At 71.6% G+C, this 14,648-nt stretch carries 12 protein-coding genes; 7 read left to right on the top strand and 5 right to left on the bottom strand.

The genetic code is table 11. From position 1 onward, the window contains the following. Nucleotides 1-39 precede the first annotated feature (39 nt). Nucleotides 40-630 (top strand): dihydrofolate reductase family protein, encoded by a 591-nt coding sequence (locus ACTWLT_RS10610; RefSeq protein WP_445318181.1) that lies wholly within the window; start codon nucleotides 40-42, stop codon nucleotides 628-630. Nucleotides 631-638: 8 nt separating this feature from the next. On the opposite strand, the gene ACTWLT_RS10615 is transcribed toward ACTWLT_RS10610, so the two are convergent. After that, complete coding sequence (locus tag ACTWLT_RS10615) at nucleotides 639-3,680, bottom strand: AfsR/SARP family transcriptional regulator (RefSeq protein WP_445318182.1); 3,042 nt, start codon at nucleotides 3,678-3,680, stop codon at nucleotides 639-641. Between the two features lie 102 nt (nucleotides 3,681-3,782). Between ACTWLT_RS10615 and ACTWLT_RS10620 the strand changes: the two genes are divergently transcribed. From ACTWLT_RS10620 to ACTWLT_RS10640, 5 genes are all read left to right on the top strand, one after another. Further along, nucleotides 3,783-4,538: an alpha/beta fold hydrolase gene (locus ACTWLT_RS10620; RefSeq protein ID WP_445318183.1), complete on the top strand. Its 756-nt coding sequence runs from the start codon at nucleotides 3,783-3,785 to the stop codon at nucleotides 4,536-4,538. A 189-nt stretch (nucleotides 4,539-4,727) separates the two neighbouring features. Then, entirely contained in the window at nucleotides 4,728-6,602 is a 1,875-nt protein-coding gene (locus ACTWLT_RS10625) for a pectate lyase-like domain-containing protein (RefSeq protein ID WP_445318184.1), read from the top strand. Between the two features lie 382 nt (nucleotides 6,603-6,984). Next, nucleotides 6,985-7,131, top strand: a complete 147-nt coding sequence (locus tag ACTWLT_RS10630; protein WP_445318185.1) for a hypothetical protein — start codon at nucleotides 6,985-6,987, stop codon at nucleotides 7,129-7,131. Then, entirely contained in the window at nucleotides 7,131-8,357 is a 1,227-nt protein-coding gene (locus ACTWLT_RS10635) for a YeiH family protein (protein WP_445318186.1), read from the top strand. Before ACTWLT_RS10630 ends, ACTWLT_RS10635 begins: the two co-directional genes overlap by 1 nt. 159 nt (nucleotides 8,358-8,516) lie before the next feature. Further along, nucleotides 8,517-10,907: a glycoside hydrolase family 99 protein gene (locus tag ACTWLT_RS10640; protein WP_445318187.1), complete on the top strand. Its 2,391-nt coding sequence runs from the start codon at nucleotides 8,517-8,519 to the stop codon at nucleotides 10,905-10,907. Nucleotides 10,908-10,961: 54 nt separating this feature from the next. On the opposite strand, the gene ACTWLT_RS10645 is transcribed toward ACTWLT_RS10640, so the two are convergent. The 3 genes from ACTWLT_RS10645 to ACTWLT_RS10655 all read right to left on the bottom strand — a co-directional run bounded on the left by ACTWLT_RS10645 (nucleotide 10,962) and on the right by ACTWLT_RS10655 (nucleotide 12,503). Further along, entirely contained in the window at nucleotides 10,962-11,828 is an 867-nt protein-coding gene (locus ACTWLT_RS10645) for a metallophosphoesterase family protein (RefSeq protein WP_445318188.1), read from the bottom strand. 67 nt (nucleotides 11,829-11,895) lie between these two features. After that, complete coding sequence (locus tag ACTWLT_RS10650) at nucleotides 11,896-12,189, bottom strand: hypothetical protein (protein ID WP_445318189.1); 294 nt, start codon at nucleotides 12,187-12,189, stop codon at nucleotides 11,896-11,898. Next, the gene (locus tag ACTWLT_RS10655) at nucleotides 12,183-12,503 is read right to left on the bottom strand and encodes a hypothetical protein (RefSeq protein WP_252415384.1); all 321 of its coding nucleotides are present in this window, start codon (nucleotides 12,501-12,503) and stop codon (nucleotides 12,183-12,185) included. The genes ACTWLT_RS10650 and ACTWLT_RS10655 overlap by 7 nt, the downstream gene beginning before the upstream one ends. Before the next feature lie 176 nt (nucleotides 12,504-12,679). Between ACTWLT_RS10655 and ACTWLT_RS10660 the strand changes: the two genes are divergently transcribed. Beyond that, a complete protein-coding gene (locus tag ACTWLT_RS10660; RefSeq protein ID WP_445318190.1) occupies nucleotides 12,680-13,531 on the top strand; it encodes an alpha/beta fold hydrolase in 852 nt (283 codons plus the stop codon). A gap of 82 nt (nucleotides 13,532-13,613) precedes the next feature. Here the strand turns inward: ACTWLT_RS10660 and ACTWLT_RS10665 are convergent, their stop codons facing one another. After that, a complete protein-coding gene (locus ACTWLT_RS10665) occupies nucleotides 13,614-14,630 on the bottom strand; it encodes a methyltransferase (protein WP_445318191.1) in 1,017 nt (338 codons plus the stop codon). Nucleotides 14,631-14,648: the final 18 nt, after the last annotated feature.

A 14,648-nucleotide genomic window follows, 5' to 3' on the forward strand; every position in this document is an offset into this window, starting at 1 on the left:
CCTGAAGCGAATCGTAAGCGGCAGCCGGCAAGGTTCTGGGTGTCACCGGAGAGCACCACCGACAACCAGGAGATCCCGATGCGCAAGCTCATCAACTCGACCTACATCACCCTCGACGGCGTCATCGAGAACCCCATGTGGACCGGGCCGTACTTCGACGAGGAGGCCGCCGCCTTCGCCGGTGCCCAGACGGACGAGGCCGACGCGATGCTGATGGGCCGGGCCACCTACGACGGCATGTCCGTCGCCTGGCCGAGCATGGACGAGAGCGACCCCAGCACCGGCGCTGCCTACTTCAACAACGTCAAGAAGTACGTCGCCTCGACCACCCTGACCAACCCTACCTGGAACAACACGGAGGTGCTCCAGGGCGACCTGGTCGAGGCGGTCAGGAAGCTCAAGGCGCAGGACGGCAAGGACATCATCCAGTACGGCTACGGCTCGGTCACCGCGCAGCTGGTCAAGGCGGGCCTGGTCGACGAGGTCCGGTTCTGGATCACCCCGGTGCTGGAGGGTGGCGCCAACCTGACCGCCCCGTTGACGGAGTTCAAGGCCTCGTTCGAGCTGATCGACACCCGGGTGCACAAGAGCGGCGTGATCATCGCCTCGTACCGGCCGAAGGCCGCCTGAGCACCTGATCAGAGCTGGGCCCGGGCCTCGCCCGGGCTCAGCTTCGTGCCCTCGGCGACCAGGGCGTCGAAGCGCTCCCGCCCCAGGGCGGCCAGCACCCGTCCGGTCACCCGGTCGATGTCGTCGCGTTCCGCCGGGGAGGCCGGGGCCCGCACCGCGAGCCGGGCGGCGACCGCGGCGCCCAACAGGCGGGCGGCGACCTCGGGGGAGCGCACCGCCGACGCCATCCCCTCCAGGGTGATGACCGCGTCCCGTGGGATCGCCATCGCCTCGGCGGCGTCGAACGCCTCGACGTGCAGGGCCAGCGCGGCGTCCGGGTCACCGGCCTGCTCGACCGCGTGGCCCAGCTCGACCAGGATCATGGGCAGGTAGAGGGCGGGCTGCGTCTCGCCGCGTCCCTGCTCGACGAGGCGGGTGAGGTGGGTTACGGCCACGTCGAGCTTGCCGTCGCGGCGGGCTGCCAGCCCGAGGCTCATCTCCGCGAAGACCAACGCACTGGGGATCGCCTGCTCCACCGCAAGTTGGTACGCGCGCTCGGCCAACTCCCGACCCTGCGCGTAGTCGCGGGTCTGCACCGCGAGCCAGGCCAGCCACGACAGTTCGGTGCACACCTGCGGCCACAGCGCCAGCTCCTCGGCCCACCGCAGCCCCTCCCGGTGCAGGGCGGCGGCGCGTTCCTGCTCGCCGCGCATGTCGGCCAGCCCACCCACCCACTCGGTCGCCTGGAGCCGGCCCCACCGGTCGCCGATGCTGGCGAACAGCGCGGCGCTGCGGGTCGCGGCGTGCTCCAGCGTGGCCTGGTCGCCGTTGGCGTGCGCGATCTTCGCCCGGGAACTGAGCACCGCCGCCTCGGTCCACGGGTCGGCGGCCGCGGCGGGCAGCAGCTCCGACGCCAGGGCCAGGTCGCTGTGTTCGATCACCGCGTTGGCCGCGAACCAGGCGGCGCGGCCGTCCGGGTCGCCGGCCAGCGCGGCGCGAACCTCGGCCGCCGCGACCGGCTCGCCCTGCAACAGCGCGAAACCGACCCGCCAGGCCGCGGCTCGTGCCTCCTGCGCCGGGTCACCGGGCACCGCCAACGCCCGTCGGGCCTCGGTGAGCTGACCGCGCAGATACCAGTACCAGCTCAGCGCGACGGCCAGCCGCAGCCCGCCGCCGTGGAGCAGCGCCGAGCGCAGGTTCGCCGTCTCCGCGTCCAGCAGTGCCAGCCACCGCTGCTGGTCGGCGCCGCGCAACCGCGGATCGGCGCGTTCGGCCAGCTCCGTGTAGTACGCGGCGTGCCGCGCGCGTGCCTCGTCGGCGTCGGTCAGCCGGGCCAGGCAGAAGGCGGCGACCGATTCGAGCAGCCGGTAGCGTGGGCTGACGCCGGAGTCGTCCAACACGACCAGTGACCGGTCCACGAGCCGGGCCAGGGTGTCGAGGTCGGTCCGGCAGACCCGCTCGGCGGCCTCCGGGGTGCAGCCGTCACTGAACACCGCGAGCCGCGCGAGCACCCGCTGGTCGGGCTCGTCCAGCAGCTCCCAGCTCCAGCCGATCACCGCGGTCAGTGTCCGCTGCCGTGGCGGCACGTCCCGTTGCTGGGTGGTGAGCAGCTGGAAGCGGTCGTCGAGGCGGTCCACCACCCCCCGCACTCCCAGGGCGCGGACGCGGGTCGCGGCCAGCTCCAGTGCCAGCGGCAGCCCGTCGAGGCGGCGGCAGAGCTGGGCCACGGCGGGTGCGGTCCGGCCGTCGAGGCGGAAACCGCGCTGCTGCGCGGCGGCGCGTGCGGTGAACAACCGGGCCGCCGCCGAGCGCCGGACCGCGTCCAGGTCGCCGTCCTCCGGCACGGACAGCGGGGGTACCTCCCAGAGCAGCTCCCCGGTCAGGCCGAGCGGTTCCCGGCTGGTGGCCAGCACGCTCACCCCGGGAGCGTCCCGCAGCAGTCGGGCCACCAGCTCGGCGACCGGCTCGATCACGTGCTCGCAGTTGTCGAGCACGAGCAGTAGCTGTCGGTGCCGCAGCGCGGCGACGAGCCGATCCGCGGCGGACAGGCTCGTGCCGGCGGTTTCGCGGGTGTCCAGCGCGCCGAGCACCTGCTCGGCGACGCGGGGGTCGCCCGCCGGCAGGGGGGCCAGCTCGACCAGTTGGACGCCGTCCGGAAAGGACTGGCTGCGGGCCGTCTCGGTGGCCAGCCGGGTCTTGCCGACGCCGCCGGGCCCGACCAGCGTGACCAGCCTCTGCCGGGGTAGCAGGTCGCGCAGCTCGGTGAGCGCCTCGGCCCGCCCGACCAGCTCGTCGAGCTGGGCCGGCAGGCTGTTGCGGATGATCGCGGCCTTTGGCGGCGCGCTCAGCGCGGCGTCCTGTTCGAGGATCTTCCGGTGCAGGGCGACCAGCTCCGGCCCCGGATCGAGGCCCAACTCGTCGGCGAGCCGGTCGCGCAGGTCGGCGTAGCTGTCCAGCGCCTCGGACTGGCGGCCGGCCGCGTACAGAGCGCGGAGCTGCACCGCCCGCAGGCCCTCGTGCAGCGGGTGCCGGGCCACCAGTTCCGCGAGGTCGGCGGCGGCCAGGTCGTGCTCGCCCCGGGCCACCCGCGCCCCGGCCAGCCGCTCGTGTACGGCGAGACGCTGCTCGGCCAGCCGGGTCGCCTCCGCGCGGACGAACTCCGCGTCGGCCACGTCGGCGTACGCGTCGCCGCGCCACAGCGCGAGGGCCTCGGTCAGCCGGTCGACGTCGGTGCACCGGGCCAGCTCGGCGAACCGGTCGGCGTCGACCGCGCCGGCCCGCAGCAGGTAACCGGGCGACCGGGACTCGACCAGCTCGCGGGCACCCGGCTCGGCGTCGTTGAGCGCCTTGCGCAACTGGGACACCCGCACCTGAAGGGCGCCGGTCGGGTTCGCGGGCGCGTCGTCGCCCCACAGGTCGTCGATGAGCCGGTCCGCCGAGACCACCTGGTTGCGGTTGGTCAGCAGGTCGGCCAGCAGCGCCCGCACCTTGGTGCCGGGCACCACCACCGGCTCGCCGGCGTCGGTGGTGACGGCGAGCGGCCCGAGCACCCCGAACTGCACGGCGGTCATCCTAGAGCGTGTGTCGGACGTGCCCGGCCCCGTCTGCCCCACGCCCCGAGGCGGTAAGGGGACCTGAAGGCGACCGTAAGCGCCCCGGTGGACCGTGGGGGCATGGATATCCACCACGAATCGCACGGCAACGGCGAGGGCCGGCCGCTGGTACTGATCCACGGCGCACTCTCCGGCATCGGCACCTCGTTCGGCACGATCCTGCCGTTCCTGGCGAAGACCCGCCGGGTCATCGCCGTCGAGTTGCAGGGCCACGGTCGTACCCCTGACGTCGATCGCCCTCTGACCGTGGAGCACTTCGCCGCCGACGTGGTCGAGCTGCTCGACCGCCTCGGCATCGAGCGGGCGGACGTGTACGGCTGGAGCATGGGCGCGGCGGTCGCGCTGCGCCTCGGCACCGATCACCCCGACCGGATCGGGCGCCTGGTGCTCGCCTCGGTGAGCTTCGACGACGCCGGTCTGCACCCGGGGCTGCTCGACGGGATCCAGGATCTGCAACCGGAGCACCTGCACGGCTCGGAGTTCCACGAGGAGTACCTGCGGACCGCCCCGGACCCGGCGGGCTGGGCCAACCTGGTCACCAAGATGAAGGTGCTGGACGCGAATCTGCCGCAGTGGGCCCCCGAGCAGATCCGCGAGCTGGCCGCGCCCACGATGATCGTGCTGGCCGACGCGGACATCGTCCAGCCCGAGCACGCGGTGCGCATGTTCCGGCTGCTCGGCGGCGCGGTGCCCGGGGACCTGACCGGTCTGCCGCCCTGCCGGCTGGCCATCCTGCCCGGCACCACCCACACGACGATCCCGCAGCGCGCGGACTGGCTCGCGCCGATGATCGACGAGTTCCTGAACGAGGTGTAGGGGCGGAACGTCCACTCTCGCCGGCCCGATCCGAACTTCGCCGGTCCCGGTCATGGCGTGCGGCCGATTTACCAGGTAGAAACATGCCAACCCCTCCATCCGGCCCAACCGCCGCCCGGAGGGGCAAGAGAGCGCTCTCACGCCCCAGCCGGCCGGAGCACGTTCCGGCCGGCGGAGAGGACGAACCGCATGACAACCCAGCCCCGACGGGTGCGCCGGCGATCCGGCCGCACCCTCCTTCTCGCTCTGGCGCTGACCACCGCCGTCACGTTGACCAGCACAGCCGCCAGCGCCGGCCGGCCGACCTACGGCGAGCCGGACTTCGGACCCAACGTCACGATCTTCGACCCGGGCATGCCGATCAGCGAGATCCAGCAGACGCTGGACGCGGCGCACGCGGCGCAGGTCAACAACGAGATGGGGACCGCGCGGCACGCCTACCTGTTCAAGCCGGGCACGTACGGCACGACCGAGCAGCCCCTGCAGGCCAAGGTCGGCTACTACACCGAGGTCTCCGGTCTGGGCGCCTCGCCCACCGACGTGACCGTCAACGGCAAGCTGGAGGTCTACAACCGCTGCCTGGCCGACGGCGGCACCGGCAACTGTCTCGCGCTGGTCAACTTCTGGCGCACCCTGTCCAACCTCTCGCTCACCATCAACGCGGCGGGCCAGGACGGCTGCCGCTCGTCGGCGAACTTCTGGGCGGTGTCCCAGGCGGTGTCGATGCGCCGGCTGAACATCAGCGGCGGCGGGCTGTCGCTGATGGACTACTGCACCGCCGGCCCCCAGTTCGCCAGCGGGGGCTTCATCGCCGACTCCCGGCTGCCCGCCACCACCAACGGGTCGCAGCAGCAGTGGCTGACCCGCAACAGCGAGGTCGCCGGCTGGTCCAACGCGGTGTGGAACCAGGTCTTCGCCGGGGTCGAGGGCGCACCGGACGACGCCTCCTTCCCGGACCCGCCGTACACCACGCTGGAGACGACTCCGCTGAGCCGGGAGAAGCCGTACCTCTTCGTCGACGGCAAGGGCCGCTACAACGTGCGGGTGCCCGCCGTGCAGCGCGACAGTCGGGGCGTCTCGTGGGCCGACGGCCTGACGCCGGGGCGGACGATCTCGATCCGCGACTTCTTCGTCGCCAAGCCGTCGGACTCGGTGCACGTCATCAACAGCCAGCTCGCCCGGGGCAAGCACCTGCTGCTCACTCCCGGCACGTACGACATCGCGCGCAGCATCGAGGTGCGACGGCCCAACACCGTGGTGCTCGGCATCGGCCACGCCACGCTCACCGCGGTGAACGGCTCCATCCCGCTGGACGTCGCCGGCGTGCCCGGTGTGGTCGTCGCCGGCGTCACGATCGACGCCGGGCGCGTCGAGTCACCGGTCCTGCTGCGGGTGGGCCGGCAGCACGGGCACAACGCGAGCAGCGCGGCCAACCCGACCACCCTGTCCGACGTGTACTTCCGGGTCGGCGGCCCGCACATCGGCCGGGCGGACACGGCGTTGCAGGTCAACAGCGACAACGTGCTCATCGACCACACCTGGGTGTGGCGCGGTGACCACGGCGTCGAGGGCTTCACGCAGGGCGTGAACGGTGACACGGACCGCTGGAGGACCAACACCGGTCGCTACGGCGCGGTGATCAACGGCGACCACGTGACCGCCACCGGCCTGTTCGTCGAGCACTTCCAGCGGTACAACACGGTCTGGAACGGCGAGCACGGCACGACGATCCTCTACCAGAACGAGCTGCCGTACGACCCGCCGACGCAGGCGGACTGGATGAACGGCGCGGTCGAGGGCTGGGCCGGCTACAAGGTCGGCGACCGGGTGCGCAACCACACCCTGTACGGCGGCGGGGTCTACGTCTTCAACCAGAACAACCCCTCGATCCACACCGAGAACGGGTTCGAGGTGCCGGACCGGCCGGGCGTGCGGTTGCACCACATCATGACCGTCAACCTCAGTGCCGGCACGATCGACCACGTGGTCAACGGCGTGGGCGACGCGGCCGACATGACGAAGGTCGGCGTCCCGGTCTACCTCGCGCAGTACCCGCTGCCGTAGGCAGGTCGGGCGTACCGACGGAGGGCCGGAGCCGGTGTGGCTCCGGCCCTCCGCCGCGGCTGGTGATGGATCGGCCGGGTGAAGAAGTCATTCCCTCGGGCTTGAATTCCTATCGTCCTGATAGGAAAATGGGTGAATGCCGGTCGGTCCGTTCCTCACCTCCCGCCGGGTCGTGGACCTGATGCGGGTCGCCTCCGAGCTCTGTCCCGGCTCGACGGCGACCGACTGAGCCGTCGCCGCCTGCGCACCCACCCGGCCTCGGCCGCCGGCCAGTCACGTCGACCGTGGCCCATCGCGCCAGGCGCCGCTCGCCGTTCGGCGAGCCGCGTTCCGTCCCGATCCCGCCACGGCCGGATCGGGCCCTTCCCCTCGGAGGTATGCCATGAGCACGGATTCGTCACCGTCCACCCCGCCAACCGCCGGGGAGTCCCGGCTCGCCGTCAACGAGGACTGGGTGGCCACCATCCTCGGTCTGGTCCTGCTCGGTCTGGTCCTGGTCGGTGCCATTCCCGCCGGGTTGGTGCCCTGATGGCCACCGACGCGACGCGCACGGACGCCGAGACCCCCACGGCCGGCGCCCCCCGCACGGACGACGGGCCGGCCGGGAGCGCCGAGCCCGCCTCGGACAGTGGGCCGCCGGCGACCGTCGACCCCGCCGCATCCGCCAGCGTGGCGCGCGACGGCGGGTTCTGGGCGTGGACGGCGCTCGGTCTGGTGGTCGTGGTGGGGCTCGCCGCGCTCACCCGCTACCTGGAGCAGAACGTTCCCGCGTGGGCCGAGGGCACCGCCGTCGAGGACATCGGGGCGGCGATCGAGTACCCGGTCTACGCGATCCTGCTCGGCCTGCTCGGCAACGTCGCCGTCACGCTGCTCGGGTGGCGTGACCGGATCGCCGCAGCGTTCCGGACCGAGTTCTTCATCAAGACCGGTCTGGTGCTGCTCGGAGCGTCGATCAACCTGGCCGTCATCGCCAGCGCCGCCGGCCCGGCGATCGCCCAGGCGATCCTGCTGATCAGCGGGGTCTTCCTGTTCACCTGGTGGCTGGCCGGCCGGTTCGGGCTCGACGACAAGCTGCGCGCGTTGCTCGCCTCGGCGGTGTCGATCTGCGGGGTCAGCGCGGCGATCGCCGCCGCCGGCGCCGTCCGGGCGCGTCGGGAGCAACTGGCCTACACGGCGAGTCTGGTGATCGTGTTCGCGCTGCCGTCCATCTTCGTCCTGCCCTGGCTGGCTGACGTGTTCGGGTTGTCCGACGCGGTGGCCGGTGCCTGGATTGGTGGCAACATCGACACCACCGCCGCGGTCACCGCCGCCGGAGCGCTCGCGGGCGAGGAGGCACTCCAGATCGCCAGCATCGTCAAGGTCACGCAGAACGCGCTCATGGGCGTGGTCGCGGTCGCCCTGACCGCGTACTTCACGCTGCGGGTGGAGCGCCGGCCCGGCGCGGCCCGACCGGGTCTGGGGGAGTTGTGGCGGCGCTTCCCGAAGTTCGTCCTGGGCTTCGTCGCCGCGTCGGTCATCGCCACCTGGTATCTCGACGCGGCTGGCGCGGACGGCAAGGCCACCATCGCCATCGTCAACGACCTGCGCGTCTGGTTCCTCATCCTGGCCTTCGTCAGCATCGGCCTGGAGGTCCGGGTCGCGTCGCTGCGGGAGGCCGGCTGGCGGCCCGTCGCGGTGTTCGCCAGCGCCACCGTGTTCAACCTGGCGCTGGCGCTCGCCCTGGCGTCCCTGCTGTTCCGCAACTTCGCGGCCTGAATCGTCGCACCCCGCCCCTCCCGGACCGGAGGGGCGGGGTGCTCGTCTCCTGCCGTTGCTTTGGCCAGTAATTTCACGGATCAGTCGAACTCTTGCGTGCCGACATTCGCTACTGCCACGATGACCGTCAATGCCTTCCGTCCCGAAGGAGTGGTCGTCATGGCGGTCTCCCGCCGCAGGTTCGTCACATCGGTGATGGCGGGGTCCGCCCTCGCCGCCGCCTCCACCACCGAGCTGCTCACCACCCTCGCCAGCCCGGCCCACGCCGCCAGCCCTCCCGGCGACGTGGTCGGCAAGGTGACGGTCGGCTACCAGGGCTGGTTCAGCGCCCCCGGCGACTCGGCGCCCATCGGCGGCTGGTGGCACTGGAGCCGCGACCGGTTCCAACCGCCCTCGCCCGCCAACACCACGATCGTGTCCTGGCCGGACATGCGCGAGTACACGCGCAGCTACCCGACCGCCTATCCCAACCTCGGCAACGGCTCACCGGCCACCCTCTTCTCCTCCTACGACCAGCAGACGGTGGACACCCACTTCCGGTGGATGCAGGAGTACGGCTGCGACACCGCCGCACTGCAACGGTTCAACCCGACCGGCGACGAGGGCCCGACCCGCGACGCGATGACCCAGAAGGTGCGCTCCGCCGCCGAGCGGTACGGGCGCAAGTTCTACATCATGTACGACGTCACCGACTGGTTGACCTTCCAGTCGGACATCAAGACCGACTGGACGACGAAGATGTCGGCGCACGTCGCGTCCTCCGCGTACGCCCGGCAGAACGGCAAGCCCGTCGTCTGCATCTGGGGCTTCGGCTTCAGCGAGCCCAGCCGGCCCTTCACCCCGGGGCCCTGCCTGGAGGTCGTCAACTGGTTCAAGGCGCAGGGCTGCTACGTCATCGGTGGCGTGCCCACCTGGTGGCGGCAGGGCATCGAGGACTCCCGCCCCGGCTTCCTCGACGTCTACCACGCGTTCAACATGATCTCGCCCTGGATGGTCTACCGGGCCAGGACCGTGGAGGAGCTCGACTCGTACTACAACAACGTCAACGTCGGTGACATGGCCGACTGCGCGGCACGCGGCATCGACTACCAGCCCTGCGTGATGCCCGGTGACCTCGCCGGGGGTCACCGCCGACACGGCGACTTCTACTGGCGGCACATCTACAACATGGTCCGGCTCGGCTCCCAGGGCCTCTACGTGTCCATGTTCGACGAGTACAACGAGGGCAACCAGATCGCCAAGACCTCCGAGACACAGGCCACCACCCCGACCGGAGCGAACATCCGGGCGCTGGACGAGGACGGCGTGGCCTGCTCCTCCGACTACTACCTGCGGATCACCGCCGACGGCGGTCGGATGCTCAAGGGACAGCTCGCCCTCACCCCGGTGCGCCCCACGCAACCGATGGTGGGCGACCCGCCTCCGGTGCCGGGCGGGAACCTGGCCGCCGGCCGGCCCGCCTCGGCCAGCAGCCAGGGCGGCGCGTTCCCGGCGGCGAACGCCGTGGACGCCAACGCCTCCAGTTACTGGGAGAGCGCCAACGGCAGCTTCCCACAGTGGTGGCAGGTCGACCTCGGCGCGAGCCACCAGCTCGCCCGGCTCGTGCTGCGCCTGCCCGCCGGCTGGGGTGCCCGGACCCAGACCATCACCGTGCTGGGCAGCGTCGACGGCACGTCCTTCACGACCATCAGCCCCGCCGCCGGGTTCACCTTCGACCCGGCGACCGGAAACACCGTCACCCGTGCGTTGCCGGCCAGCGCCGCCCGCTACGTCCGCCTCAGCATCGGCGGCAACACCGGCTGGTCGGCCGCCCAACTCGCCCAGGTCGAGGTGTACGCCTCGACCAGCACGCCGGACACGCCGCCGACCGCGCCGAGCGGCCTCACCGTCACCGGCCGGACGGCGACCAGCGTGTCACTGGCCTGGACGGCGTCGACCGACGACACCGGGGTCAGCGGCTATCAGGTGCGCCAGGGCGCGACGGTCGTCGCGACCGTCACGGGCACCACGGCCACCGTGAGTGGGCTCAGCTCGTCCACCGCGTACAGCTTCACGGTCACCGCGCGAGACGCCGCGGGCAACACCTCGGCCCCGTCGAACGCGGTCACGGCGACCACGGACGCCCCCGCCAACGCGGACCTCGCCCGGGGCCGACCCACCGCGGAGAGCAGCCACACCCAGAGCTACGGATCGGGCAACATCGTCGACGGCGACCCGAACAGCTACTGGGAGAGCGTCAACAGCGCCTTCCCGCAGTGGGTCCAGGTCGACCTGGGCGCGGCCCGCACGGTCGGGCGGGTGGTGCTCAAACTGCCGCCGGCGGCGGCGTGGGCCACCCGGACGCAGACCCTCGCGGTGCAGGGCAGCACCGACGGGTCGAGCTTCGGCACCTTGGTCGCCTCGGCCGGGCGCACCTTCAACCCGGCCACCGGCAACCAGGTGACGCTCACCTTCACCGCCGCGCAGACCCGCTACCTGCGGATCACGGTCACCGGCAACACCGGCTGGCCGGCGGGACAGTTGGCGACGCTGGAGGCGTACGCGAGCTGACCGGCGAGCGGGCGGCCGCCGGAGAGGACCGGTGGCCGCCCGGACCGCGGTGCGTCATCCCGCTGGCTGTTCCATCCGGCGCAGGTCGTCGGCAGGGTGGATGGTGCGGACGGGGTCGGGCACCGGCCCGCGCCGTTTCCACTCACGCGGGTAGCCGAGGGACACCTCCTCGAAACGCACGCCATCGTGGAACGTCGTCCGGGGGATGTGCAGGTGCCCGTAGACCACGGTGGCGGCCCCGAAGCGCAGGTGCCAGTCCCGGGTGCGGACGGTGCCGCACCACTGGGCGAACTGCGGGTACCACAGGACGTCGGTGGGTTCCCGTACCAGCGGGTAGTGGTTGACCAGCACGGTCGGCAGGGCCGGGTCCCGCTCGGCCAGCCGGCGCTCGGTCTCGACGACCCGGGCCTCGCACCACGCCTCCCGGGTCGGGTGGGGATCGGGGTGCAGCAGCAACTCGTCGGTGCACACCACCCCGGCCTCGTACGCCAGCTCCAGTGACCGTTGCTTGGTGTGCGCCCCGGGCACCCGGAACGTGTAGTCGTAGAGCACGAAGAGCGGGGCGATCGTGGCCGGCCCGCCGTCGCCGTCCCACACCGGGTACGGATCCTCCGGGCTGACGACACCCAACCGCCGGCACAGCCGTACGAGCTCGCGGTAGCGTTCCTCGCCGCGTAGCTGCACCGGGTCGTCGGGCGGTGTCCACAGCTCGTGGTTGCCCGGCGCCCAGACCACTCTCGCGAACCGGCTGCTGAGCAGCCCGAGCGCCCACTCGATGTCGGCGAAGCGCTCGGCCACGTCGCCCGCGACGAGCAGCCAGTCACTCTCGTTGCCCGGGCGCAGCTCCCGCACGAACGAGCGGTTCTCCGGATGGCCGATGTGCAGGTCGCTGACGGCCCGTAGCCGGGGTGGAAGAGTCACGCTTCGAGGCTAGGCCGGTGCGGCACGGTCGGACACCTCCGACCGATCGGTGTCGCCGGCGGCGGAATCAGCAGAACCAGCCATCCTGGACCCAGCCGCGCCGGTTGATGTGCCCGTAGGCGAAGCCGTAGATGTAGCCGCCGCTGCGAGGACCCTCGACGAGGAAGGTCTGGCCCTGGTAGAGGGTGCCCATCCACGCCCCGTTGGGTTGGGTGCGGACGAACAGGTCGCTCGCGCACACCGTCTCCCGCTGGCCGATCGTGCCGTTGGCGGCCTGCGCGGGGGCCGGCGCGGCGATCGTCGCGGCGACGACCCCGACCAGCAGGCAGGACGTCGCCCGGATGGCGGCCCGGGTCACCACGAGTCGTACCCGCCGATGCACTCGGCCCGCAGGTAGCCCCAGTCGTTCGGACCGAAGTCGAACGAGGCCGCCCACCCGTTGTAGACCGGGTGCGCGCCCGGCGTGTGGCCGATCTTGTCGCCGTAGCCGAGCGTGCGCTTCAGGCCGGTGGGACCGCCGGCGGAGTCGTAGTTGGCGTAGAAGCTGGCGCTCTGGCAGACGACGATGGCGTGCCGGGGCACCACCGGGTCGGCGTGGGCCGGCGTGGCGCCGAGGGCGGCCGTGGCCGCTCCGACGGCCAACGCGGCGACCCCCGTGCGGGTCCGTCGAGGCATGCCCACCTCCCGTGTGGCGAAACTTTCCTACCGGCGACCCTAGCAACGACGTTGATAAATGTCGATGGGGTCGAGCGGGGGTGGGACCCGGTGAGGGCCTTGCGGTGCCGGCATATCCGGCGACCGGGCGGGAAAGCGCTGGCGTCCGACAGCCCGAACCGGAGCAGGAGAAAACCATGCCTTTCATCACCGTCGGGACGGAAAATTCCGCGCCCATCGACCTGTACTACGAGGACCACGGGACCGGACAGCCGGTGGTGCTGATCCATGGCTTCCCGTTCAACGGGGCGACCTGGGAGAAGGAGACCAACGCGCTGCTCAACGCCGGATACCGGACGATCACCCTCGATCGGCGCGGTTTCGGCAACTCCGCCCAGCCGGCGTTCGGGTACGACTACAACACCTTCGCCGCCGACCTCGACGTGCTGATGACCGAGCTGGACCTGAGCGACGTGACCCTGGTGGGTCACTCGATGGGCACCGGCGAGGTCGTCCGCTACCTCGGCAACTACGGCTCGCGGCGAGTGAGCAGGGCGGTGCTGCTCAGCCCGCTGCAACCCATGCTGGGCAAGGCGAACGACAACCCGGAGGGCGTCGACAGGGGCCTCTTCACGGGTTTCCAGCAGGCCATCATCAAGGACCGCTTCGCCTACCTGACCCAGTTCTGCGACGCGTTCTTCAACTACAGCGAGAACAAGGGCAAGCTGGTCAGCGAGGAGGCGTACCGGGCGCACTGGCAGATCGGCGCCATGGCCTCGGGCAGGGCCACCCACAACTCGGTGGACGCCTGGCTGGAGGACTTCCGCCCCGACCTCCCGAAGATCGACGTGCCTGTTCTGATCGTCCAGGGCGACAAGGACAACGTGCTGCCCCTTCCGGTGACCGGTCAGCGGCTCGCGCCGATGCTGCCGACCAGCCAGCTCATCACGCTCAAGGGCGCGCCGCACGGCATCCCGTGGACGCACGCCGACGACGTCAACAAGGCGATCATGGACTTCATGAAGCAGCCGGCGAAGGCGCGAGCCTGATCCGCGGCCGTACCGGATCGGACGTCTGCACGGCGAGGACACCGCGACACCCGGCCCGCCGTGGGCCGGGTGTCGTCGTCCGTCAGGGCCGGCGGGCCACCACCGCGCCGTTGGCGCCGGGAGCATCGAACGGCACGACCCGGGCGTCCACGAAGCCGGCGTCGGTGAGCCAGGCGACGTACTCGGCACCCGAGTAGTTGCGGCCGCCCTCGGTCTCGACCAGCATGTTCATGCCCATCAGCGCCGCCTCCGGCGGGCCGGTGCGCTCGTCGTTGAGCAGCAGTTCGCAGACGACGATCGCGCCGCCGGGCGGCAGCGCGGCGTGGCACCGCGCCAGCAGCGCCCGGTTCGTCGGCTCGTCCCAGTCGTGCAGGATCATGCTGAGCAGGATGACGTCGTGCCCGTCCGGCAGGGCCGGATCGGCGAGGAAGTCGCCGGCGACCGCGTCGATGCGGCCGGTCAGACCGGCCTCCGCGATCCGTTCCTCGGCGCGGACGCACACGTGTGGAAGGTCCAGGACGGTCGCCCGCAGCTCCGGCAGCCGACGGCAGAGCTCGATCGGGAACGCGCCCGCCCCACCGCCCACGTCGAGCAGGCGGCGGTACGCCGAGAAGTCGTACGCCTCGCCCAGGGCGCTGGCGGTGAAGCTGGACGTGGAGTACATGGCGTCCCAGAACTGCGCCAGCATCTCCGGGTCCTCGGTGTCGAACATCGACTGCTGGGTCTGCGGGTCCCAGGTCAGCGGCCGGTCGGTGCGCAGAGCCTCGGCTATGCGGTGCCAGGGCAGGTAGGTGCGCAGGTCGGAGTAGCGGACCTGGGCTCCGAAGTAGTACGGGCGACCCTCCACCAGGAACTGCTCGGCCAGCTCCGAGTTGCGGTACCCGTCGCCGGCCTTCTCCAGCAGACCGAGTGAGGCGCTGGCAGCCAGCAGCAGGTCCGCGGGGCGGTCGGCCAGCCCGAACTCGGCGGCGGCCTGCTCGACGGTCATCGTCCGGCCGTCGGCGAGCCGGGTGAACAGGCCGAGTTCGACGCCGACCGCGAGGGTCTTGAACCCCCAGACGCCGGCCACCAGGCTCATGAGGGGAGTCGGAGTGATCATGGCGACATGAGATCACAG

Source organism: Micromonospora yongxingensis (genome assembly GCF_052601155.1).

Excerpts from the sequence above, each read along its gene's own strand:
- ACTWLT_RS10615 (WP_445318182.1), bottom strand. The coding sequence starts at position 3,680 with ATGACCGCCGTGCAGTTCGGGGTGCTCGGGCCGCTCGCCGTCACCACC.
- ACTWLT_RS10625 (WP_445318184.1), top strand. The coding sequence starts at position 4,728 with ATGACAACCCAGCCCCGACGGGTGCGCCGGCGATCCGGCCGCACCCTC.
- ACTWLT_RS10620 (WP_445318183.1), top strand. The coding sequence starts at position 3,783 with ATGGATATCCACCACGAATCGCACGGCAACGGCGAGGGCCGGCCGCTG.
- ACTWLT_RS10655 (WP_252415384.1), bottom strand. The coding sequence starts at position 12,503 with ATGCCTCGACGGACCCGCACGGGGGTCGCCGCGTTGGCCGTCGGAGCG.
- ACTWLT_RS10635 (WP_445318186.1), top strand. The coding sequence starts at position 7,131 with ATGGCCACCGACGCGACGCGCACGGACGCCGAGACCCCCACGGCCGGC.
- ACTWLT_RS10630 (WP_445318185.1), top strand. The coding sequence starts at position 6,985 with ATGAGCACGGATTCGTCACCGTCCACCCCGCCAACCGCCGGGGAGTCC.
- ACTWLT_RS10640 (WP_445318187.1), top strand. The coding sequence starts at position 8,517 with ATGGCGGTCTCCCGCCGCAGGTTCGTCACATCGGTGATGGCGGGGTCC.
- ACTWLT_RS10665 (WP_445318191.1), bottom strand. The coding sequence starts at position 14,630 with ATGATCACTCCGACTCCCCTCATGAGCCTGGTGGCCGGCGTCTGGGGG.
- ACTWLT_RS10660 (WP_445318190.1), top strand. The coding sequence starts at position 12,680 with ATGCCTTTCATCACCGTCGGGACGGAAAATTCCGCGCCCATCGACCTG.